We start from the raw sequence: 23201 nt of genomic DNA, 5'->3' as shown, positions 1-23201 counted from the left end.
CGTTAAAATAAACCTATCCACGACCCCAGAATGCCCACCAGCGCCATTCCGCCGATAATAGAAAGCGGTTTAACCTTGCGCCCCAGCAGCCAGTAAACGATGCCAAAACTCACCAGCGGCAGCATGCAGGGCAGGATGTCGTTGATAATGTCCTGCACCTGGGTTTTCGCCTCTCCGGCGCCGAATGAGAGGGGGATGGTGATATCAATCATTGAGGCGGTCATCGCCCCGACCACCATCAGGCCGATAATCGACGCGCCGTAGGTCAGGCTCTCCATCATTCCGCTCTTCTGGATCCGCTGCAGTACCCCGGTACCCAGCACATAGCCCCAGCGGGTAAAGAACCAGCGCACCAGGATGTGCGGCACGTTGAACACCAGCAGAAACAGAATGGGACCGAGAATGTTGCCCTTTAACGCCAGGCTGGTGCCGATGCCGGTAGCGATCAGGCGCAGCGTGCCCCAGAAAAAGGAGTCCCCCAGCCCGGCCAGCGGCCCCATCAGCGACGCTTTGACGTTATCAATCGCGTTGGCGTCCATGTTCTTCTGCTGGCTATTCTTCTCCTCCATCGCCGTGGTGATCCCCAGCAGCAGGGTGACGATATGCGGCGTGGTATTGAAGAACACCAGATGCCGTTTCAACGCCCCGGCCAGCTCCTCTTTGCGCGGATAGAGCTTTTTCAGCACCGGAATCAGCGCGTAAACAAAGGCGAGATTCATCTGCCGCTCATAGTTCCACGAGAACTCCATCTGGAAGGAGCGCCAGAATACCCGGCGTAGATCGCGCGGCGTGATACGGGCCTCTTCCTGCGCCTGCGGTTGCAGAGTTTCTTCAGAAATCATCTTCGTCGTCATCGCTGACTCCTTGTTCTGTCGTCGTACGAGGTGAGCTCAGCGCGGTGACGTTAACCATCACCACCGCCACGATAGCGCCGAGAATAGCGATGCCGGTCACCGGGATTTTCAGGTAGGCCATCAGCACAAAGCCGAGGAAAAAGTACGGCGCGACTTTCTTATTAATCAGCAGCCTGGCGAGCATTGCGAAGCCGAGTGCCGGAATAATGCCGGTAGCGACGCTGAGCCCGTGTTTGATAAATTCCGGGATGGTATCGAGCAGGGATTTCACCGCATTGCTGCCGACCAGGAATGAGATGGTCACCACCGTGGCGAGCATCAGCGACAGCCCGAAGCCGGCAATCAGATGCATGCGCTCAATGCCGCCCGTATCCGCCCGCTCCGCGTAGCCGTCAGCCTTCTGGCTGAGCATCGGGATAAACATCCCCAGATAGACGTTTTTCAGGATCAGCGTCAGGGTGGCGATGGGCAGGCCAAGCAGCAACGCCGTTTCCGTTCCTGCGCCGGAGGTAATAGCGAACGCCACGCCGAGAATACCGCCGGTTACTACATCAGGCGGGATCGATGCGCCGACGGAGAAAGAGCCGATAAACGCCAGCTCAAGCGTCGCGCCCATGATGACGCCGGTCTGGACATCCCCCAGCACCAGCCCGGTCAGCAGCCCGGTGACGATTGGCCGCGAAATCAGCGACGTCCCCAGGGCATATTCCGATTGCGCGATAAACGCCACCAGACCCAGTAAGAGAGCCTCTACCATAATCTGTCCTCCGCGGAGTTAAACGCATTGCGCAAAAAGCTGTTTGCGATCGTTAGGGACCTGGCGGATCTCAACTTCGACGCCTTTCCCGACCAGCTGCTGCAGTTGTTCAATTTCTTCCGGCAGTAAATTAATCGCCTTAGAAATATTTTTACTGCCCTCTTTGGCTTTTATTCCGCCGAGATTAATACTTTTTATCCCCTCGACGGCGCTGGCAATACGCCAGGCGTCATTGACCGATTCCACGACGATAAAAAGATGATATTTATCCGTCACGCCGCTTTTTATCGATTCGATAGCGTCGTTAATATTTTTAATCACCAGTTTTACCGAAGGCGGTTTAGCGAGCTTAATTGTGGTTTTCCGCAGCTCATCTTCAGGGACATTATCGTTGGCGATTAAAATGCAATCGGCGCCGACATACTGGGTCCAGGAAAAGGCCACCTGGCCGTGAAGTAATCGATGGTCAACCCTTAATAGCGTAATCATGGTGTTCCCTCATTTCAGAAGTCTTTATCAATAGTCATCGCACTGGCAATCGTCTGATTGCAGTACTGAATGCTCTCTTTGGCGCTTGTTAATGCTTCAGAAATTAATTTCTCGGTATTTTCTTCGCCTGCGGAAATAAGTAAATCAATAATCAGCGGCAGGTTTAAACCGGACAATAAATGAAAATTAGGGCGCGATAAAAAACGCACAAACTCATTATTGACGCTACCGGCGAAAATATCCGTAATGACAATCAGCTCATCCTGGGTGGGGAAACGCGCCAGCAGCATCTCCACCTGCTGCGTCAGATCGGCCTCCTCTTCGACATAGGCGCAGAGAGTATAAATATCCGGCTGCTTACCGAGGATCAGCTCCACGGAGTTCAGCAAACCGTTAGCAAAGGTGCCATGGCTGGCAAAAATATAGTGTCGTTTCATCCTTACCTCGAAAGCGCATTCCACTGCTTTCTTAATTGCAACCGGCGTGCCAGAAACAGTGGCGTGCCGGTTAGCGCAAGGACGAACCGATGACGAGTCTTAAAACTCTTGATCTTCCTGAATAAATTCCGTTTCTCGCGTCAGGATATCGTGAATGTAATACAGCTCAACGGCGGGGATTTTGACACTATATCCGTTCTCAATGACACTAAAGGCCTCGCGCAGAATAACCAGCTCGCTCTCCGGACACTGTTTGCCGGAATAATGGGATGGCGAAGCGTTACGGATCAGGCGTTCTATCAGACAGCTGATATGCACGTACAGCGCCACCTTGCGATCGTTAGGCACATCGCAGCCGGCCAGATGCTCATAGCGCAGTAAAAACTGCTCGACCTGATTGATCACTTTACCGGTATCGAGGATCGTCACCGACTCGATCACCCGGCGCAGCGAGAAATTTTTCAGGATCAGGTTATTGATCTCGCTGACCTGCTCAGCGGAGGCCAGTTCGCCGAAGATACGCATCAGCGGGCGGCTTCCTTCGCCGGAAATCAGCGAATCCAGCGAGATCCACGGCAGATCGGCGAGATGCGGATCGAGGGTGCCGACGATCGCCAGCACCTCATAGCGGCTGAGCATCGGCGCCCGCCGCGCGGGATCGGCGAGGGTTTCCACATCGCATGCCACAATATCGATGCCGAGCGTCTCAGGAATGCTGGCTTTTAACAGCGCCGACAGATTCGCCGCCGCCCCCAGACCGGTGGCGCAGGTTGTAAGAATCGCCCGCGGTTTGTCCGTTTGCGGGTAATAGAGCTGATGCTCAACCGCGAGGTCATTGCCTATCTCCCGGACGATATCTTCCAGCATATCGCCCTGCAAAACCCGCTCCCCGACGTACATCGCCATCCCGGTCGAGACGTTATTAATAATCGCCATCGGCGTGGACAGCCGGCGGTTGAAGTGGCTGTGAATGGCGTTCAGCGATCCCATATCGACCAGAATGACCAGTCCGGAGGCCAGCGCGTGACTCTCGATCCAGGCCATCACCTGGTTAGCGATAGCCTCCGGCGTCACGTCGAGCGGCATATCGAATGACTCAAACAGCTGGCTTTTCAGCAACCGGTTCGCCACGTTGGCGATGCTGCTGGCGGTGGCGTAACCGTGGGCGAGGATAACTGCCCGGGTCACCTGCTGCTGGCTAATGGCGCCATTTTTCTGTAACCACAGCACCAGCAGCAGCAGGTCAATGCGTCGGGGTTCAATATCCAGCTTCAGCGCCAGCGCGGCGAGGATCTCTTCACAAAAGCGATACAGCAGCGGGTATTTCTGCGCCAGGAAATCCTCCAGCTGGCGGCTTTTCTCATTGCTCATCGTCGACTGCGCCTGGCGAGAACGATGAATCAGGTAGTGGCTCAGGGCGTAGATACAGTTGCCGTTAAACTGAATATTGAAGCGCTTTTCAAGGCGATAAAACTCCTCCCGCACCTGATGGGTTATCAGCAGCAGCAGATGCGAGCTGTTGGCATCATGATTATCGAAAATCAGCCGATCGAAGAGGGTTTCCATCTCCTCGCCCATGCTTTTTTGCGCCTCTTCCCAGACCGTTTTTTTACTCAGCACCGCCTCATACAGCGCGAGAACGCGGCACTGAGCATCATAGATCAGCCCCTGAACCGGGTCGCGCGCGCGCAGCAGCCAGACCAGGCTGGTCTGCGGTTCAATAAGCAGCGGCTCCTGCTGGCCCATCGGTTCGCTAAGCGCCGGCGTCGCGGCCATGATATTTTCCGGCAGATCGTGCAGCGTGACGTTTAGCCTCTCGCTGCCCGGAGACCTGGCCCACGCCGACGCGACGGCGTACTTGACGACATTCTTCAGCTCACCGACGTTGCCGCGATAAACGTAGTGCGTCAGCACCTGTAAAAGCCGGGGCGTCAGCTGCAGCCGGGCGGACAGCGTGCGGGCCTCCTGCCTGAAAAACTGCAGCGTTAACGCTTCTTTCTCGCCGCGGCTGCGGTTTTGTAAATCAGGCAGGCTAATGAGGATCGGGATACGACGAATAAAGGTGGTCAGAAACGTGCTGTGAATATCTTCGGTGGTGGCAAACACCAGCCGCAGCGAAATCGGCATCCCCTGCGCCGTCTCTCCCACCCGATAGATCTCTTTGCGGTCCAGCCAGGTGAAGAGCTTCTCCTGGCCCTGCGCATCGAGGCGGTGGACCTCATCGAGAAACAGCACGCCGCCGTTTGCCGCCTCAAACGCCCCGGCCTTATCGCCCTGCGCGCCGGTAAACGCGCCTTTGACGTAGCCAAACAGGTTGGCGGCCAGCAGCTCCGGGTTACTGGCGTACTGGGCGCAGTTGAAGCAGACAAAGGGCGCATCGGGCGCCAGCAGTCCCTGGGCGATAGCAAACTCGTGCATCAGCTCCGCCATATAGCTTTTGCCGGTTCCGCTGTCGCCGACGATCAGCAGCGGCAGCCCGCCGTTGGGATAAAACAGCGCGGTTTTCATCTGTTCGATAGGCTTGCGCAGGCTACCGTCATGGCCGGTAAGCAATGAAAAATGATCCGCCTGTTCCGGCTGCCGGTCGCTCTCCGCGAGCAGCTCCGCCATGCTGGCGTACTCGCTGCGGGAAAGGGGGAAAAACTGCTGGCAGAAGGCGGCCTTATGCAGGAAATAGACCGGACGGGTATTAATCTTCACCAGCACATCCTGGGCCACCAGCTGATTCAGATAGTGGCTGGCGGTGTTTCTTTGCATGGCAAAACGCCGGGCCAGGTAGCCGGCGGTGAAGACCTCGCTCAGGTTATCCGGATCAAAAAAATCGGTCTGATTTTGCAGAAAAGCCAACAGTTCCGTTTTACGCATCGCATCCCCCATCAATGCCATCATAGGTACTTAGAGCCTCTTCCAGTAGGCGTTATTGGCGCAGGCAGTTTGAACACGGCCAGCGCGGAAGAACCGGAGCGTACACGTAGTACGTGAGGATTCTGAGCACTGCCCAGGTTCAAAATGGCAAGCAAAATAGCCCTAATGGGATAGGCTCTTATGATGCGGGAAATCCACCAACCATTGGCGCTTAATTTATTTTTTGCGGTTCAGAGCACAAAAAAAACGGCGCCCAAATCCGCGGGCGCCGCACAACAAACCGACTACAGCCGCCTCAGGGCCTCCCGCATCCCCGCGCTCAAAATGACTTCCAGATACCGCGTGACCTGTTCGGCAAGCCCCGGTATTGCCGTCAGATCTTCACCCCAGTGCCCGGTATCCTGCAGGACTTCGGTGACCAGTTCATGCAGCGGGCGGCCTTGCGCCACCTGCGCCCATCCTGCGGCAAAACGGCTTAGCCAGACGTCATCGTCCTGCAGCGGATACGCCTGCCCGTCGCGCTGCCCGCGATAGAAGGCGATGAGCGCCGCCAGTGCGAACGTTAGCCGCGGCGGGATTGCGCCGTGCTGGCGGATATGCGTCAGCAGCTGCGGCAGGATCCGGGTGCGAAATTTGGTCATGCCGTTCAGGGCGATAGAGAGCAGCTGATGGCGAATCCAGGGATTAAGAAAGCGCCCGGTCACGGCATCGGCAAACTGCCTCAGCTCATCGGCCGGTAAATCCAGCGCCGGAATAATCTCCTCGTCGATAGTTTGCTGCACATAATGGCGAATGGCTTCGTCCTGCATCGCTTCGCCAACGGTATCGACGCCGCACAGCCACGCCACCGGCACCAGCGCGGTGTGCGCGCCGTTAAGAATGGCGACTTTGCGCTCTTTATAGGGCCGGATATCCTCTACGAGACGGATATTGAGCGGGTAACGTTCGAGCCGTAGCGTCTTCGCCAGCGCCTGCGGCCCCTGGATAACGAACAGCCAGAAGTATTCGGCGGTATCCAGGAAAGCATCATGGTAGCCCAGCTCCGCTTCGAGCTTTTCCGCTTCCTCGCGCGGGTAGCCGGTGACGATGCGATCAACCAGCGTTGAACAAAACGTATTGGCGGTCTCAACCCAGTCGCGAAAAGCCGCGGGCAATTGCCACTCTTCGGCATAGCGCAGCACCAGCGCCTTCAGCGCTTCGCCGTTGTAGTCGATCAGCTCACACGGAATCATCGTCCATCCCTTATCCGCTGCGCCGTTGAAATGGCGGAACCGTTCGAACAGCAGCTGGGTCAGCTTCGCCGGAAAGCTGACCGGCGGCTTATCGTCAGGCCGGTCTCCGGCGTGATAGCTGATGCCCGCTTCGGTGGTATTTGAAAATACGAACGCGATCGCCGGATTACGAGCCAGCGCCAGATAGCCGGCAAAATCCTGCCACGGGTTGATCTCGTTATTCACCGATCGAATAATCCGCGCCTCGCTCACCGCCTCGCCGCGTTCGTCCAGCCCGCGGATCGCCGTGGTGTAGAGTCCGTCCTGGATATTAAGCGACGGCGGAAACTCGGTGTTGATCGGGCGAATGATGGTCACGCCTGCCGCCAGATCGGTTTGCTCATTCAGCAGGTCCAGCTGCCAGTCGATAAACGCCCGCAGGAAGTTGCCTTCGCCGAACTGAATCACGCGCGTCGGGTACCGCGGCCCGGGAAAATCTTTTCTGTTTAACGATTTCATAGCCTTACCTGCTAAAAATGAATGACGCCTTTGATAAGCTGGCGATTGTTAATCACATCGCTTTCGTAAATCTCAGCCAGCGACCTGAAATCGTAGCGGTGGGTCAGCATCATCCCGGCGGTCACTTTCCCCTCGGCCATCAGCCGCCCGACTTTGGCAAAATCCTCTTCCGTCGCATTACGGCTGCCCATCATGGTCGTCTCTTTCTTATGAAACTCCGGGTCCGGGATCTGCAGCTCACCTTTAAACAGGCCAACAAAGATGATGCTGCCGCCGTGGCGGATTAAATTCACCGTATTGTTCATCGCCTGCTGATTCCCCGTGGCGTCGATCACCTTCTGCGCCAGCGAACCACCAAACGTGGCACACAGCTTTTCGGTGAACTGCGGGTCGGAAGGGTCGAGCGTGGCCAGACCCAGGTGCTGCGCCACGTGGTCGCGCCGCGCCGGGCTGGTATCCGCCACCACCACCTGCGCCCCGTCGGCTTTGGCGATCGCCGCCGCCCCGAGACCAATGGGGCCCGCGCCGACCACCAGCACCTGCTCTCCCGGCTGGATAGCGGCGCGACGCACCGCGTGGGCGCTGATGGCAAAAGGCTCAATCAGCGCCGCGGCTTCCGGCTCGACGTCATCCACCACCAGCAGATTTTTTACCGGCACGCAGAGGTACTCGCTAAACCCGCCGTCCCGATGTACGCCAATCACGGAAATTTTCTCGCAGCAGTTTGTCCGGCCGCTCAGGCAGGCCGGACACTGACCGCAGGCGACGTAGGGTATGACGGCAACCTGCTGTCCGCTTTTCAGATTAAGAATACTTTTACCCAGACCGATAATCTCACCGCATATTTCATGACCGAGCACGCGCGGATAGCTAAAAAAAGGTTGATTCCCTCCCCAGGCATGAATATCCGTACCACAAATCCCCACCGTTTTTATTTTAATAAGCACTTCATCATCGCCGGGAATGGGAATCTGGCGTTTTTCCCAGCGCAATATTTTGGGTTCCTGACACACTAATGTATTCATCGACGTCATAATAATTTCCTCCGTATTTGTTGGTTTAGATATCGATGAAAAACAGAGGTGAGAATAAATTCATTGCAAAAATTGTGAAATCTCACGCACAAAACTGTTTTAAATCCGGCTTTAATAGCTAAAAAAATGGAGATGCATAATGAGCCGCTCGCAAAACCTTCGTCACAACGTCATTAACCAGGTCATTAACGATATGGCGCGCGGCTTTCTTCCGTCGCCGCTGCCCTCACAAAGCGCGCTGGCGGAGATGTACAACATCAGCCGCACCACCGTGCGCCATATCCTCAGCCACCTGTGCGAGCGCGGCGTGCTGCGCCAGAGCGGTCAGGACTACCAGATCCTTCGCCAGCCGGAGATGCAGGACGGCTTCGATGGCTCCAGCGCCTCGCTGGCCGAGCAGAACCGTCTCTTCGAGCAGGCATTTTACACCATGATTAACCAGCGCCAGCTGCGCGCCGGAGAGGTGTTTTCCGAGCTACAGCTGGCGCGTGCTGCCGGCGTCAGCCCGGTCGTGGTCAGGGAGTTTTTGTTGAAATTCAGCCGCTACAACCTGATTGAAAGCGAAAAGCGCGGCCAGTGGAATATGAAGAAGTTTGAGCAATCCTGGGCCGAGCAGCTGTTCGAACTGCGGGAAATGCTGGAAACCCACGCCCTACAGCACTTCCTCAACCTCCCGGACAACGACGCCCGCTGGCTGCAGGCGAAAACCCTGCTTGAACGCCATCGCGCCCTGCGTGACAGCATCGGCGACAGCTTTCGTATGTTTTCCCAGCTCGATCGCGACTTTCATTCTCTGCTCCTGTCCGCGGCTGAGAATATATTTTTTAATCAATCCCTTGAGATTATTTCCGTGATTTTTCACTTTCACTATCAGTGGGATGAGAGCGACCTTAAACAGCGCAATATCATCGCCATTGATGAACATATGACTATCCTGAGCGCGCTCATCTGCCGCAGCGATCTGGACGCCAACCTGGCGCTGCGTAACCACCTGAACTCGGCGAAGCAATCAATGATTAACTCGCTCAGGCAGAGCGAATCCCTGGCTTATTAAGTACCGATTAAAAACAGAAAATGATAATCAGCAGCACAGTTCTCAAAACATAAACCAGCGCCAGAAAAAAGGTTATTTATGCTGAAAACAAGTCGACTTACTTTACTGTGAAATAGGTGGGTGGGGTTTAAACCATTCGATGTCACTTGTCGTTCAAATAGAATAACCAGGAGTCAGGCGTGGAATCACGAAATATCACTATCGACCCGCAGACAACCTTTGATAAAGGAAAGGCGGAGACGATGACTGTTCCGTTAGATAATACGTTAACGCGTAGTACTCGCATTAAAAAAATTCAGACAACGGCAATGATCCTGTTATTTCTGGCGGCGGTGATTAATTACCTCGACAGAAGTTCATTGTCCGTCGCGAACTTAACGATTCGCGAGGATCTGGGGCTCAGCGCCACCGAAATCGGGGCGCTGCTGTCCGTTTTCTCGCTGGCCTACGGCATCGCCCAGCTTCCCTGCGGGCCGCTGCTGGACCGTAAAGGTCCGCGCATCATGCTGGGGCTGGGGATGTTTTTCTGGTCGCTGTTTCAGGCAGTCTCGGGGATGGTACACAGCTTTACCCAGTTCGTGCTGGTGCGTATCGGCATGGGGATCGGCGAAGCGCCGATGAACCCCTGCGGCGTCAAGGTGATCAACGACTGGTTTAATATCAAAGAGCGCGGCCGCCCGATGGGCTTCTTTAACGCCGCCTCGACGATTGGCGTCGCGATCAGCCCGCCGATCCTTGCCGCCATGATGCTGATGATGGGCTGGCGCGGGATGTTTATCACCATCGGCGTGCTGGGGATCTTCGTCGCTATCGGCTGGTATATGCTCTATCGCAACCGGGAAGATATCTCTCTCACCGCCGATGAGCAGGCCTACCTTAACGCCGGAAGCGTCAACGTTCGCCGCGACCCGCTGAGCTTTGCCGAATGGCGCAGCCTGTTTAAAAACAAAACCATGTGGGGAATGATGCTGGGCTTCAGCGGCATCAACTATACCGCGTGGCTGTATCTGGCCTGGCTGCCGGGCTACCTGCAAACGGCGTATAGCCTCGATCTGAAAAGTACCGGTTTTATGGCCGCCATTCCTTTCCTGTTTGGCGCCGCCGGTATGCTTATCAACGGCTACGTCACCGACTGGCTGGTTAAAGGCGGCATGGCGCCGATCAAAAGCCGTAAAATTTGCATTATTGCCGGGATGTTCTGCTCCGCCGCGTTTACGTTAATTGTGCCGCAGGCCACTACCTCTATCGCCGCGGTGCTGTTAATCGGTATGGCGCTGTTCTGCATCCACTTTGCCGGCACCTCCTGCTGGGGGTTGATTCACGTCGCGGTGGCCTCGAGAATGACCGCATCCGTCGGCAGCATCCAGAACTTCGCCAGCTTTATCTGCGCCTCCTTCGCGCCGGTGGTGACCGGGTTTATCGTCGATACCACCCACTCATTCCAGCTGGCGCTGATTATCTGCGGCTGCGTGACCGCCCTCGGCGCGCTGGCCTATATTTTCCTGGTTCGTCAGCCGATTAGCGACCCGCGTAACGGCTGAATCTCAACGCCCTGCTGGCGGCGGGGCGCTCAACGTTGCGCTCATTTCATACTGTTTTAATGCCATGGGCGTATAGCCGGCGGCGTGAAACAGCGGCGTAAAGCGCTCCGGGATGGTCACCGAGGTCCCGAGCCCCGGAAAGCGTTGGGCGAGCGCCATCAGCATTTCCCGTCCCAGCCCGCGCCCGCGGGCGGCGGGATCGACCCATAAAAACTGCAGCTGCGGCCTGCCGGATAAGGTCGCCAGCACGGCGAAAGCCTGCTGATGGAGGCTCAGCGCCCGGCACGGCAGGGTGCTGAAGGTAAGCGGGTCCATCAACCACGGCAGCTGGCCGTTAATCTCGGCGCCTGCCCTGCGCGTCAGCGCCAGCACGTCAACATCCTCTAATACGGAGGGCCCGTCACTTCCGGCCTGCGCGCTTAAATAGCCGCACAGCCCGTGCCGCACCTCGAAGCCCAGCGATTGATACAGCGCCACCGCGGCGTGGTTGTCGCGGATAACCTCCAGCCACATCCGCCGTACGCCCTGCTCGCGCAGCGCGTCGATAAGCGGCGACATCAGCCGGCGACCAACGCCCTTTCCGCGATAGGCAGGCCGCACCGCGAACGCCGCCAGCCTGGCTTCATCGCCGCGGCGGGCGACGACCGCCATCGCCGCGGGGACCTCTCCATCCAGCCAGACGCAGGAATCCAGCAGGCTCAGTCCTTCGGCGCTAAAACGCTGGACAAAAACCTCTACCGACAGCGTGACGGGAACCAGGTAATCTTCGAAACAGTCGCAAAGGATCGTCGTCAGCTGCGCGACGCTGAACTGGGTGGCGGAAACGGGGGTAAGCTCCATACATTTCTCCCGGAGGCTGCTATGCTGAGGTGATGAAAACTAACACTATAACCGCCGCCGCGACGTTACGCCTGACTGAGGAGAGAGACATCCCTCTTCTGCCCGCCGTTGAGCGCTCGGCGGCCCAGGCTTTTCGCCAGATCCCGGCGCTGGCCTGGCTGGCGGAAAGCGAAGTGATAAGCCCCGAGCGCCACCGGCTGTTTCTTGAAACTGACCACAGCCTGCTGGCCGTGGCCGATGACCAACCGATCGGCTTCCTGCTGAGCGAACCGCTGGATGATGCGCTGTTTATCGTGGAGATCGCCGTTCATCAGGCGTGGCAGGGGCGAGGTATTGGCCGCATGATGCTGGAGCAGGTCATTGAGACAGCCCGCCAGGCGGCGTATCCGGCGGTCACGCTCACCACCTTCCGCGACGTGCCGTGGAACGCGCCGTTTTACACGCGCCTGGGGTTTTCAATGTTAAGCGAGCTAAGGCTACCGGCAGGGCTGGCGGCGAAAAGGGAGCTGGAAACAGAACACGGCCTGCCGCCGGAAACGCGCTGCGCCATGCGCTTAGCGCTGTAGCCTCCGGCGCTGATTTCAGCGGCGGAATATGGTACAAAGTACCATTCAAAACTTACCCGTTGATACCCGTATGTCCTGGTCAATCGATATCATTTCCTGCATTACCGATCGCTTTGTGGAACTCACGGCGACCGAAAAACGCATCGCGCAGTTTATTCTCGATGATGTCGCGGCGGCGGCGGAGCTGCCCATCGCGGAGATGGCGCGCCTGACCCACACCAGCCAGGCCTCGGTCACCCGCTTTGCCCGGGCGCTCGGCTGCAAAGACGTCCGAGAGCTGAAAATGAAGCTCGCGCAATCCCTGGCGGTCGGACAGCGATTTATCCTCGATGTTCCGGACCTTGAGGGCGTGCAGGGGATCTACGAGTCGATCATCGGCGTGCTGGAGACCAACCGCCGGGCGCTGGATATTGAGGCGCTGAAGCGCGCGGTGAGCTGGCTGAGCGACGCGCGGCAGATCCTGGCCCTCGGGATGGGCGGCGGCTCCACCATCTGCGCCCAGGAGATCCAGTACCGTCTGTTTCGCCTCGGTCTGCCGGTGGTCAGCCAGAACGACGGCCTGCTGGTGCGCATGATGAGCTCGGCGGTGACGCCAAAGGATGTGGTTATCGTGCTGTCGCTGGGCGGCTATACCCAGGAAATTATTGAGAGCGCGGCGATTGCCAGGCAGTACGGCGCAAAGGTCATTGCCATCACCCCCGCCGGAACGCCGCTGGCGGAGCAGGCGGATCTGGTGCTGCCGCTGCTGGTGCGCGAAAACGACTATATCTTCAAGCCCAGCACCTCACGCTATGCGATGCTGGCGATGGTTGACGTGCTGGCCACCGAACTGGCGATGGCCAACAAAACCCAGGCAAAGGGCAGGCTGCGCCGGATTAAGCTGGCGCTCGACAGCCATCGCGGAGGCGTCGACAGGCAGCCGCTGGGCGATTAACCGCTGCGGGCGGCGGCGATAAACCTCTCTGCCTGCTGACGGGTACGCTCCACGGCCTGCCCGGCGCGATACAGATCGCTTCCCAGACCGGCGCCGGCGCATCCCGCCTCGACCCAGCTCGCCAGATTCTCCGGCGTCACGCCGCCGACCGCCAGCACCGGCACCTCCGGCGGCAGCACCGCTTTCAGCGCCCGAATATAGTCCGGGCCGAAGGTGGAAGACGGGAAAATCTTCAGCCACTGCGCCCCGGCGTCCAGCGCGCTGAACGCCTCGGTCGCGGTAGCGCATCCGGCGCAGACCCGCATTCCGCGCGCCACCGCCCGGCGGATGGTCGCCGGCTGAGTATTCGGCGTCACGATAAGCTTCGCCCCGGCATCGGCCAGAAAATCGACCTGCTCCACCTTAAGCACCGTTCCCGCGCCAATCACCGCCTGCTCGCCGAAGCGTGCGGCCATCTGCGGAATGCTCTGCTGCCAGTCCGGTGAGTTGAGCGGAATTTCGATATAGCGAAATCCCGCCTTTATCAGCGTCTCAATATGCTCCGCCGCCTCAGCGGGGCGAATACCGCGTAAAATCGCTACCAGTTTAATCTTGTTCATGCATTATCCTCGCCATGCCGCCCAGCAGCGCCTCATCGCCGCTGCAGCTGTTAACCGTCATTCCGCGCGCCCTCATCGCCCGGCTGTAGCGGGCATTCAGCGCCGGGTCGCCAACCAGCGTGACGCCGGAGGTACGGTAACGCTGCCCGAGGGTCGCCACCTCCGCGCCAATCAGCAGCCCGGAGAGATAGTCGCTGACCGAGGTTGCCGCCAGCGCCCCGAGTACCCGGGCGGCCCTGGCGACAAACAGTTCGCTAATCAGCGACGGCTGCGCCAGCCCTTTTTCCAGCCCCTGTTCAAACGCCGCCTCGTCCGCCTGCTGGGCCGGCAGTCCTTTGCCGATCAGCGATTGCGTCATCAGCAGATGGTGCAGTTCGCCGGTCATCGCCGTGGCAAAATGACGCACCATGCCGTCCGTCACCTGTACCCATTTGCAGTGGGTGCCCGGCAGCACGTAGCACTCCGCCGGCGCCAGCTCCATAGCCCCCAGCAGCTGCGTCTCTTCGCCGCGCATCACGTTGAACTCCCCGTCCCGGGCAATCTTGAGCCCGGGAATAATCCACACGCCTTCAGCCACGGCGCATCGCTGCTGCCCCGGCGCGTCGATCGCCGCCGGGCAGGCCAGATACGGCACCGCTTGCCAGCCCGCATCGCTGCCGATCATCCCGGCCATCAGCACCGGCAGCATTTCGGCGCCGCGCCAGGGGGCCACATGCTCCGCGAATACGTCAGCGGGCGATCGTCCGTTCAGGCGGGTGATGCCCAGCGGCAGCTGCTTCGTCCCGACGCACTGGCCGTTGCGAATCAGCCAGCCGCGCAGCTGGGTAGAGCCCCAGTCGACGGCAATATAGTTTTTGATTCCCATCTGCTTAGCCCCGCGACGTATTGCGTTTGCCAATGGGTAGCGGCGGCGCAGAGGGTCGACTTTCACGTTCGCGGGTGATCGTCTCAAGCGCTTCTTCACGGCTCATGCTGCTGGCCGGCGTCACCAACGTCACCAGCACAGAGGCGACCAGGCTGGTCAGGACCGATGGAATACACGGATTGCCCCAGAAAGCCAGCCAGTCGCTGTCCATCAGCACCACTACCGAGGCTCCTGCCCCACCGGCCAGCGCGGCAACCGCGCCCTGCCAGTTAAAGCGAGTCCAGAAGCGGCCAAGCATGGTGCAGATAAACATCCCCGACATGATCATCGAGATCATTTTGGTGATATAGCTGATGATGTCGTTGGAGGTCAGTGCGAACAGCAGCGCCAGGGCGATAACCAGCACGTGGAACATCCGGGACAGGCGAATCGCTTTTTCCGGCGCAGGCATATGTCCTGTCGTCAGGGTATAGAGGTCGCGAAGCATAATAGAGACCGCAGCAATGGCATCAGAGCTACCTGAAGACATATTGGCCGACATGCCGGCAATTAGAATCGCCATCGCCAGTACCGGTGGCAGCACCTGCGTGGCAAACAAGAAGGCGAAACCGCTATTTTCCAGATTGGCATTCATTGTCCACACCGCCATACCGATAATCGCCGGCAGGAAGGAGAAGCCGAGATACAGCAGACCCGTGATGGTGAAGGACTGACGTACCGAGGAGACGGTCTTCGCCGAATAGATTCGCTGGCGATAAGAAGGTGTCGCCAGCACGCCGACGCCAATCACCATCGCCAGGGAGAACGCGGGGAGTATGCCCAGCTTATCAACGGCAAATAAACTTTGTGCCGCCGGATCAACCGCCTGCTGAATATGGCTCCAGCCGCCGACGTGATGTACCGCCAGAATCGCCATCAGGATAAAACCGACGAACAGAACAATCGACTGAATAGTATCGATCCAGACGACCGCAGAGTAACCGCCGATACCGACATACACCACAAAGGCCAGCGCAATAATAATTTTGGCCATATTAATATCGATGCCGCTGGCCCAAGCGAGATACAGACCGCCACCTAAAATATGCGCACCGAGCCACCCGATAGAGGCAATAAAAATAAGAATAGCGACCAGGTTTTTAATAATCTTACTGCCGCCGGTGTAATAAGACATTTCTTCGCTCATGGTCATGAAGCGAAATTTACGCACCGGCGCAAATAGCCACGCCACCAGCAGGATACCTATCGCACCGCCAAGGCCATATAGCATCCCCGCCCAGCCGTTAGTGTAGCCAAACCCGACGGCACCGACGCTGGAACCGGTGCCCACCATGGTACCGACGGTTGATCCCAGGGTCAGAATCATCGGCAGTGAACGACCACCCAGTAAAAAATCTTCGCCGGTTTTTTGCTTACGCGATACATACCAACCTAACGTAATCATCGCGCAGGCATAAATCGAAAACCAAATCAGAAATGACATATTATTCATTGCTCACATCCAGACGTAATAAATAATACTCGTACTGCTGAATATTATAAGTTGATAGAAACAATGCCTGAAAAAAGGCAAAGCGACACCGCTGGCGTCATTCTGTTTATTCAGTCTGGCGCCAATATCACATTTTTTCTTATTCCCCTCCGGGCGGAGGGGATGCCATTTTTCGCGCTCGGATTTACACGCGAGTCGCGTTATAACAGGTCACATCTACTTCGACTTTACAATCCACCACCAGATCCGCGACGCAGCAGATACGGGCAGGCGGGTTGTCGCCAAAGAACTCGCGGAACACTTTATTGAAAGACTGGAAATAGCGCGCATCGGTGAGGATCACCTTGACGTGCACCACGTCGGCCAGGGTGTAGCCCGCTTCGGTCATGATATCCACGCAGTTCTGAATCGCCAGACGCGCCTGGTCGACAATTCCGCCTTCCACCACTTCACCGTCCTTCATCGGCGTCTGGCCGGAAACGTACAGCCAGCCCCCCGCCTCCACCGCGCGCGCGAACGGCAGATGCTGCCCGCCGGTGCCGGTACCGCCTTCTACGCCATAACGTTTAATACTCATTTTGCACTCCTTAGTTCATTTGGCGGCGCAGGAAACGCCCCGCGCGCCCGATAATCTTTTTGTCGCTGCCGTAGCTCATCACGCCGTTGACCATCACCGCCTCGATCCCCTCCGCCGGTTGTTTCGGGTCGGAGAAGCTGGCGACATCGCGCACCGTCTGCGGATCGAACAGCACCAGATCGGCAAAGTAGCCCACTTTCACCAACCCACGATCCGCCAGCTGGAAACGCGCCGCCGACAGCCCGGTCATTTTGTGGATAGCTGTGGTCAGCGGAAACAGCCGTTCATCGCGGCAGTAGTGGCCCAGGACTCGCGGGAACGCGCCCCACAGCCGCGGATGCGGCATCGGGTCGTTCGGCAGACCGTCGGAGCCGATCATGGTCACCGGGTAACGCAGCACCCGCCGCACGTCCTGCTCGTCCATGTTGTAGTAGATGGCGCCTGCGGGCATCAGCCGCGCCGCCGCCTCGTGCAGGCTAACCTGCCAGCCGTCGGCAATCTGCCGCAGGGTTTTCCCGGCCTGCTCGGGCTGCGCTTCCGACCAGGTGATGACGATATCGAACTCATCGGTCACCTGCTTCATATCCAGCGTCGATGAGCTGGCGGAGTAGGGATAGCAGTCGCAGGCAATCTCCTGGCGCTGGCGCATCTCATCGAAGAAGGCCAGCGTCTCGCGGGTGCGGCCCCAGTTTTTCGCGCCGGCGCACTTATGATGCGAGACCACCACCGGCACGTTGCCGTGGCGGCCAATGCGGAACGCCTCGTCGAGCGCCTCCAGAATCGGCTCGAACTCAGAACGCAGGTGGGTGGTATAAATTCCCCCCTCCGCCGCCAGCTCCTCGGCCAGCGCCATCACCTCTTCGGTGGTGGACTGAAACGCGCTGGCGTAGGCCAGCCCGCTGCTCAGACCCAGTGCCCCCTGGCGCAGCGCGTCGCGCAGCTGCACCCGCATTCCGGCGATCTCGGTGTCCGTCGCCGGACGGAACAGATCGTCCATATGGTTATTGCGCAGCGCGGTATGGCCAATCAGCGTGCCGACGTTCAATGACGGCTTCGCCGCCTCCACCGCCTGGGCGTAAGCATCAACGGTGGGGTAAACAAAGTGCTCCTGCTCGCCCAGCAGGTTCATCGGGTCAGGCACGCCGTCGCGCAGGGTCGCCGTCGCCGCGCTGATCCCGCAGTTGCCGACAATCACCGTCGTCACCCCCTGACTCAGCTTGGGCAAATAGGCTGGCATACGAATGACGTTGATGTCGTCATGGGTATGCACATCGATAAACCCGGGCGCCAGCACGCGCCCCTGCCCGTCAATCACCTGCTCCGCCGGCAGGTTCAGCGCCGGGGCCATATCTACAATCCGATCGCCCTTCACCGCCACGTCGCCGCGAAACTGCGGTCCGCCGCTGCCGTCAATGACCGTGACGTTTTTGAAAAGCCAGTTAACTTTCATCGCAATGACTCCCTTTCAACTCTGTCGACAAGTTAACCATTTACAAGGCGGAAAAACAGTGGAAAACTACGCAAAAACCAGATCAAATTGTGATACTTTTATTCACAAACAATAAAAATCACATATTAAATTTATATTTTTCAATTAATTAAAATTGATACTCAGCTTTATTCCGAGCATGAACCCTAAAAGGATAGTGTTATGAAATACCACTCCGATACGCTTATTCCGCACAAAGCCGCCGTGATGGCCGCTCCGGCAAATCTGCTGGCGGAGGAGGTCTGCCTCCCCGCCGCGCTGCTGAAAAAAACGGCGCTGGAAAATAACATCGCCTGGATGCAGCGCTACGCCGACGCGCGCGGCGTCTCGCTGGCGCCGCACGGTAAAACAACGATGACGCCGTGGATTTTTCAGGCCCAGCAGCGGGCGGGCGCATGGGGAATCGGCGTGGGTAGCGCCTGGCAGGCCAGCGCGGCGATGGCCAGCGGCGTTGAGCGCGTTCTGATGGTCAATCAGCTGGTCGGCAGAGCGAATATGCAGGCGGTATCGCGCCTGAAGGCGCATTACCGGGCGGCGGAGTTTATCTGCTGCATCGATAGCCTCGCCAACGCCCGCGCGCTGTCGGCCTTTTTCAGCGAACGGCGGCAAACGCTGGACGTGCTGATTGAGCTGGGCGTGGCTGGCGGGCGCTGCGGCTGCCGCAGCGTTGAGGATGCGCAGACCCTGGCGGAGGCCGTCGCGGACCTTCCGGGCCTTAAGCTGCGCGGACTTGAGCTGTATGAAGGGGTGTTGCACGGCGACGATCCGCAGCCGCAGGTGGAGGCTCTGCTGCGCCAGGCCGCCGATTTGGCCTGCCGGATGGAACATCTGGTTGAGGGGGAGTTTGTGCTGACCGGCGCCGGTACCGTCTGGTATGACGTGGTGTGCAATATCTGGCTGGCGGCGAAGAAACCGGCGCGCTGCCGGATCGTTATCCGTCCCGGCTGCTATATCACCCACGATCGGGGGATCTACGATATCGCGCAGAAAGCGCTGGTGGCGCGCGATCCGATCGCCTGCGATCTGGGCGGTGATTTAACCTCGGCGCTGGAGCTGATGGCGATGGTCCAGTCGGTGCCGGAAGCGGATCGCGCGGTGGTCAACTTCGGCAAGCGCGACTGCGCCTTCGACGCCGGACTGCCGCAGCCGATCGCTCGCTATCGCAACGGCGCGCAGCTGTCTGCGGCGGGGATCGAGAGCGTGGGGATCATGGATCAGCACTGTATGCTGCGCCTCGCGCCAGGCAGCGACGTGCAGGTCGGCGATATTCTGGTGTTCGGCACCTCGCATCCGTGCCTGACGTTTGATAAATGGAAAACCCTACTGCTGGTGGACGAGCAGTATAACGTGCTGGAAGAGCTCGATACCCTGTTCTGAGTGGCAGGGAACTCCCCGGATGGCGGCTGGCGCCTTATCCGGGCTACGGGATGGCACCGGCCCGTAGCCTCGGTAAGCACAGCGCGACCGGGGGAATATTTCTAGCTTCACGGAAGGAAAATTACGCTTCTTCCTCTCCACCCACCCCATTCCCCAGGGCGATAAACTCCTCCAGCAGCGCGGTAAGCTGACGCATTTTTTCGACGGTAAATTGGGCTTCTATCTGGCGATAGGCTTCTTCGACCTGGGCCTGGGCGCTTTCATACAGCTTCAGGCCCGCAGGCGTCAGCGAAACGTACAGCTTGCGCTGATCGTTAACCGGTTTTAAACGCAGCACCAGGCCGTCGCGCTCCATGCGGGTCAGAATACCGGTCAGGCTCGGACGTAAAATACAGGCGCGAAAGGCCAGATCGTGAAAATCCATCGACGGATTTTCGGCGAGGATGCGCACGATACGCCACTGCTGCTCGGTCAGATTGTGGCGTTTAACGATGGGCCGAAAGTGGGCCATCGCCGCTTCCCGCGCCTGCAGCAGCGCGATAGTTAACGAATCATGCATCACATACCTCTGAAATAAATCCCCAATCTGTTAATAAGTTAATAATTAGCGCTAATTCCTTCTGAAGGCAACCGGTTTCTGCCTCTGAAAAGTACCAGAAGGTACAAGAAAATTAATTATCTAATTGATTAACAACAAATAAAAAATATAACTGTAAATTTATTGTTAATCCGATCACAAAACATTCACTTCTGTTTGCCAAACCTTTCCGCAAAGCATAAAAGATGATCATTAACATATTAATGAATTAACTAACTTCCTAATTCCGTAGCAGAGGAGTGGTCAATGAAAGGTACCATCTTCGCCGTGGCGCTTAACCACCGCAGCCAGCTCGACGCCTGGCGCGAAGCGTTCCAGCAGGCCCCGTATAAAACCCCGCCGAAGACCGCGGTCTGGTTTATCAAACCGCGCAACACCGTTATCGGCGACGGCGAGAGCATTCCCTATCCGCAAGGCGAAACCGTGCAGAGCGGCGCCACCGTGGCGCTAATCGTCGGTAAAACCGCACGCAAAATCGCCGCGGAAGACGCTGCGGCTTATATTGCCGGGTACGCGCTGGCGAACGACGTCAGCCTGCCGGAAGAGAGCTTCTATCGTCCGGCCATCAAAGCCAAATGCCGCGACGGCTTCTGCCCGCTTGGCGCGCTCGCGCCGCTCAGCAACGTCGATAACCTGACCATCATCACCGAAATCAACGGTCGCGAGGCGGACAGCTGGAATACCGTCGATCTCCAGCGCTCCGCCGCCGAGCTGCTGAGCGCCCTGAGCGAATTCGCCACCCTCAATCCCGGCGATGCGATTCTGATCGGTACGCCCCACTCCCGCGTTACGCTGCGCCCCGGCGATCGCGTACGCATTCTCGCCGAGGGCTTCCCGGCGCTGGAAAACCCGGTGGTTGCTGAAGGAGAACTAGCATGAAACAGGCACGTATTGAGTGGCAGGGGCAACGGCACGATGTCCAGGTTGATGAACGCGGTCAGGTCCAGCTCGCCAACGGCAGGTTACTTCAGGAAGGCGAGTTTCGCTGGCTGCCGCCCGCCGACGGCACCCTGTTCGCGCTGGGCCTGAACTACGCCGATCACGCCAGCGAGCTGGCGTTTACGCCGCCAACCGAGCCGCTGGTATTTATCAAAGCGCCCAACACCTTTATCGGCCATAGGCAAGAGTCGGTGCGCCCGGATAACGTCGAGTACATGCACTACGAGGCTGAACTGGTGGTGGTGATCGGCAAAACCGCGCGTAAGGTCACCGAAGCCGACGCCATGGAGTACGTAGCCGGGTACACCGTCTGCAACGACTACGCCATCCGCGACTACCTGGAAAACTACTATCGTCCCAACCTGCGGGTCAAAAGCCGCGACACCCTGACGCCGATAGGCCCGTGGATCGTCAGCAAAGAGACGATCCCCGATCCGCACAACCTGGCGCTGTGCACCTGGGTCAATGGCGAACTGCGCCAGCAGGGCACCACCGCCGATCTGATCTTCAGCATTCCGTTCCTGATCGCTTACCTCAGCGAATTTATGACCCTGCAGCCGGGCGACATGATCGCCACCGGCACGCCGAAGGGGCTGTCGGACGTGGTGCCGGGCGATGAAGTGATCGTCGAAGTGGAAGGCGTCGGCCGCCTGGTCAACCACATCATTAGCCAGCAGGCATATGAGGAGAAGCTGTCATGAAAAAAATTAACCACTGGATCAACGGCAAAAACGTCGCCGCCGCGGAATATTTCCATACCACTAACCCGGCCACCGGCGAAGTGCTGGCGGAAGTCGCCTCCGGCGGCGCCGACGAGGTGAATCAGGCGGTGGCGGCGGCGAAAGAGGCGTTCCCGAAATGGGCCAATCTGCCGATGAAAGAGCGCGCGCGTCTGATGCGCCGGCTGGGAGATCTGATCGACCAGAACGTCCCGGAGATCGCCGCCATGGAGACCGCCGATACCGGCCTGCCGATCCACCAGACCAAAAACGTGCTGATCCCGCGCGCCTCGCACAACTTCGAATTCTTCGCCGAAGTGTGCCAGCAGATGAACGGCAAGACCTACCCGGTTGACGACAAGATGCTCAACTACACCCTCGTGCAGCCGGTCGGCGTCTGCGCGCTGGTGTCGCCGTGGAACGTGCCGTTTATGACCGCCACCTGGAAGGTGGCGCCGTGCCTCGCGCTGGGCAATACCGCGGTGCTGAAGATGTCCGAACTGTCGCCGCTAACCGCCGACCGTCTTGGCGAGCTGGCGCTGGAGGCGGGTATTCCGCCGGGGGTGCTGAACGTGGTTCAGGGCTACGGCGCGACGGCGGGCGATGCGCTGGTCCGCCACCATGACGTACGCGCGGTCTCGTTCACTGGCGGTACCGCCACCGGGCGCAACATCATGAAAAACGCCGGGCTGAAAAAGTACTCCATGGAGCTGGGCGGCAAATCGCCGGTGCTGATTTTCGAAGACGCCGATATTGAGCGCGCCCTCGACGCCGCGCTATTCACCATTTTCTCGATCAACGGCGAACGCTGCACCGCCGGCTCGCGCATTTTCATTCAGCAGAGCATCTACCCCGAGTTCGTTAAACGCTTCGCCGAGCGGGCTAACCGCCTGCGCGTCGGCGACCCCACCGACCCGAATACCCAGGTGGGCGCGCTGATTAGCCAGCAGCACTGGGAGAAAGTCTCCGGCTATATCCGCCTCGGCATTGAAGAAGGGGCGACCCTGCTGGCCGGCGGCGCGGATAAGCCCGCCGATCTGCCCGCCCATCTGAGAAACGGCAACTTCCTGCGGCCAACGGTGCTGGCGGACGTCGATAACCGCATGCGCGTGGCGCAGGAAGAGATTTTTGGCCCGGTAGCCTGTCTGCTGCCGTTTAAAGACGAGGCGGAAGGTCTGCGCCTGGCCAACGACGTGGAGTACGGCCTCGCCTCTTATATCTGGACCCAGGACGTCAGCAAGGTACTGCGCCTGGCGCGCGGCATCGAAGCCGGAATGGTGTTCGTCAACACCCAGAACGTCCGCGACCTGCGTCAGCCGTTCGGCGGCGTGAAGGCCTCCGGTACCGGCCGCGAAGGCGGCGAATACAGTTTTGAAGTGTTCGCTGAAATGAAAAACGTCTGCATCTCGATGGGCGACCATCCGATCCCAAAATGGGGAGTCTGA

22 protein-coding genes are annotated in these 23201 nt (G+C 58.5%); 8 read left to right on the top strand and 14 right to left on the bottom strand.

The features are described from left to right. Window positions 1-2 precede the first annotated feature (2 nt). The 7 genes from CDA56_RS04935 to CDA56_RS04905 form a co-directional block, all read right to left on the bottom strand. The gene (locus CDA56_RS04935) at window positions 3-854 is read right to left on the bottom strand and encodes a PTS system mannose/fructose/sorbose family transporter subunit IID (RefSeq protein ID WP_014227807.1); all 852 of its coding nucleotides are present in this window, start codon (window positions 852-854) and stop codon (window positions 3-5) included. Then, entirely contained in the window at window positions 832-1611 is a 780-nt protein-coding gene (locus tag CDA56_RS04930) for a PTS mannose/fructose/sorbose/N-acetylgalactosamine transporter subunit IIC (protein ID WP_025106880.1), read from the bottom strand. Before CDA56_RS04930 ends, CDA56_RS04935 begins: the two co-directional genes overlap by 23 nt. 18 nt (window positions 1612-1629) lie before the next feature. Then, a complete protein-coding gene (locus CDA56_RS04925) occupies window positions 1630-2100 on the bottom strand; it encodes a PTS sugar transporter subunit IIB (protein ID WP_025106881.1) in 471 nt (156 codons plus the stop codon). A gap of 14 nt (window positions 2101-2114) precedes the next feature. After that, window positions 2115-2537: a PTS sugar transporter subunit IIA gene (locus CDA56_RS04920; RefSeq protein ID WP_049083205.1), complete on the bottom strand. Its 423-nt coding sequence runs from the start codon at window positions 2535-2537 to the stop codon at window positions 2115-2117. 99 nt (window positions 2538-2636) lie between these two features. Continuing rightward, complete coding sequence (locus tag CDA56_RS04915; RefSeq protein ID WP_103814877.1) at window positions 2637-5402, bottom strand: sigma-54-dependent transcriptional regulator; 2766 nt, start codon at window positions 5400-5402, stop codon at window positions 2637-2639. A 284-nt stretch (window positions 5403-5686) separates the two neighbouring features. Further along, window positions 5687-7132 (bottom strand): tagaturonate reductase, encoded by a 1446-nt coding sequence (locus CDA56_RS04910; protein WP_064375503.1) that lies wholly within the window; start codon window positions 7130-7132, stop codon window positions 5687-5689. 11 nt (window positions 7133-7143) lie between these two features. After that, window positions 7144-8166 carry a zinc-binding alcohol dehydrogenase family protein gene (locus tag CDA56_RS04905; protein ID WP_103814857.1) on the bottom strand — a complete coding sequence of 341 codons (1023 nt, stop codon included), beginning with the start codon at window positions 8164-8166 and terminating at the stop codon, window positions 7144-7146. Between the two features lie 139 nt (window positions 8167-8305). Here CDA56_RS04905 and CDA56_RS04900 point away from each other — a divergent pair, with 139 nt between their 5' ends. Both CDA56_RS04900 and CDA56_RS04895 read left to right on the top strand, forming a co-directional pair. Beyond that, on the top strand, window positions 8306-9220 hold the full coding sequence (locus tag CDA56_RS04900) for a GntR family transcriptional regulator (protein WP_064381016.1): 915 nt from the start codon (window positions 8306-8308) through the stop codon (window positions 9218-9220). A gap of 179 nt (window positions 9221-9399) precedes the next feature. Further along, complete coding sequence (locus tag CDA56_RS04895) at window positions 9400-10761, top strand: MFS transporter (RefSeq protein ID WP_014227799.1); 1362 nt, start codon at window positions 9400-9402, stop codon at window positions 10759-10761. Window positions 10762-10764: 3 nt separating this feature from the next. Here the strand turns inward: CDA56_RS04895 and CDA56_RS04890 are convergent, their stop codons facing one another. Further along, on the bottom strand, window positions 10765-11601 hold the full coding sequence (locus CDA56_RS04890; protein WP_103814859.1) for a GNAT family N-acetyltransferase: 837 nt from the start codon (window positions 11599-11601) through the stop codon (window positions 10765-10767). 32 nt (window positions 11602-11633) lie between these two features. On the opposite strand from CDA56_RS04890, the gene CDA56_RS04885 reads away from it, so the two are divergent. Both CDA56_RS04885 and CDA56_RS04880 read left to right on the top strand, forming a co-directional pair. Next, on the top strand, window positions 11634-12167 hold the full coding sequence (locus tag CDA56_RS04885) for a GNAT family N-acetyltransferase (protein ID WP_103814861.1): 534 nt from the start codon (window positions 11634-11636) through the stop codon (window positions 12165-12167). 70 nt (window positions 12168-12237) lie between these two features. Then, complete coding sequence (locus CDA56_RS04880; RefSeq protein WP_014227796.1) at window positions 12238-13101, top strand: MurR/RpiR family transcriptional regulator; 864 nt, start codon at window positions 12238-12240, stop codon at window positions 13099-13101. Here CDA56_RS04880 and CDA56_RS04875 read toward each other — a convergent pair. From CDA56_RS04875 to CDA56_RS04855, 5 genes are all read right to left on the bottom strand, one after another. After that, window positions 13098-13700, bottom strand: coding sequence for a 2-dehydro-3-deoxy-6-phosphogalactonate aldolase (locus CDA56_RS04875; RefSeq protein WP_103814863.1), 603 nt, complete (start codon window positions 13698-13700; stop codon window positions 13098-13100). The two genes, CDA56_RS04880 and CDA56_RS04875, sit on opposite strands and share 4 nt — an antisense overlap. Continuing rightward, on the bottom strand, window positions 13687-14559 hold the full coding sequence (locus CDA56_RS04870) for a 2-dehydro-3-deoxygalactonokinase (RefSeq protein ID WP_103814878.1): 873 nt from the start codon (window positions 14557-14559) through the stop codon (window positions 13687-13689). Before CDA56_RS04870 ends, CDA56_RS04875 begins: the two co-directional genes overlap by 14 nt. A gap of 10 nt (window positions 14560-14569) precedes the next feature. Next, window positions 14570-16057 carry a sodium:solute symporter family protein gene (locus tag CDA56_RS04865; RefSeq protein ID WP_103814865.1) on the bottom strand — a complete coding sequence of 496 codons (1488 nt, stop codon included), beginning with the start codon at window positions 16055-16057 and terminating at the stop codon, window positions 14570-14572. 184 nt (window positions 16058-16241) lie between these two features. Next, window positions 16242-16634, bottom strand: coding sequence for a RidA family protein (locus tag CDA56_RS04860; RefSeq protein WP_038424036.1), 393 nt, complete (start codon window positions 16632-16634; stop codon window positions 16242-16244). Between the two features lie 10 nt (window positions 16635-16644). Beyond that, window positions 16645-18084, bottom strand: coding sequence for an N-acyl-D-amino-acid deacylase family protein (locus tag CDA56_RS04855; RefSeq protein ID WP_025106893.1), 1440 nt, complete (start codon window positions 18082-18084; stop codon window positions 16645-16647). Window positions 18085-18285: 201 nt separating this feature from the next. Here CDA56_RS04855 and CDA56_RS04850 point away from each other — a divergent pair, with 201 nt between their 5' ends. Then, window positions 18286-19500, top strand: coding sequence for an amino acid deaminase (locus tag CDA56_RS04850; RefSeq protein WP_103814867.1), 1215 nt, complete (start codon window positions 18286-18288; stop codon window positions 19498-19500). A gap of 121 nt (window positions 19501-19621) precedes the next feature. Here the strand turns inward: CDA56_RS04850 and hpaR are convergent, their stop codons facing one another. Beyond that, the gene (gene hpaR, locus CDA56_RS04845) at window positions 19622-20059 is read right to left on the bottom strand and encodes a homoprotocatechuate degradation operon regulator HpaR (protein ID WP_014227790.1); all 438 of its coding nucleotides are present in this window, start codon (window positions 20057-20059) and stop codon (window positions 19622-19624) included. A 285-nt stretch (window positions 20060-20344) separates the two neighbouring features. Between hpaR and CDA56_RS04840 the strand changes: the two genes are divergently transcribed. The 3 genes from CDA56_RS04840 to hpaE are packed head-to-tail and all read left to right on the top strand — an operon-like array spanning window position 20345 to window position 23201. Beyond that, entirely contained in the window at window positions 20345-20977 is a 633-nt protein-coding gene (locus tag CDA56_RS04840) for a fumarylacetoacetate hydrolase family protein (RefSeq protein WP_048262622.1), read from the top strand. Then, entirely contained in the window at window positions 20974-21738 is a 765-nt protein-coding gene (locus CDA56_RS04835; protein ID WP_103814869.1) for a fumarylacetoacetate hydrolase family protein, read from the top strand. Before CDA56_RS04840 ends, CDA56_RS04835 begins: the two co-directional genes overlap by 4 nt. Beyond that, a complete protein-coding gene (hpaE, locus tag CDA56_RS04830; protein ID WP_032719289.1) occupies window positions 21735-23201 on the top strand; it encodes a 5-carboxymethyl-2-hydroxymuconate semialdehyde dehydrogenase in 1467 nt (488 codons plus the stop codon). Before CDA56_RS04835 ends, hpaE begins: the two co-directional genes overlap by 4 nt.

This window comes from Klebsiella michiganensis (assembly GCF_002925905.1).
In the GTDB taxonomy this organism is placed as follows: domain Bacteria; phylum Pseudomonadota; class Gammaproteobacteria; order Enterobacterales; family Enterobacteriaceae; genus Klebsiella; species Klebsiella michiganensis.
This window is presented reverse-complemented; position numbering and strand designations above follow the sequence as displayed.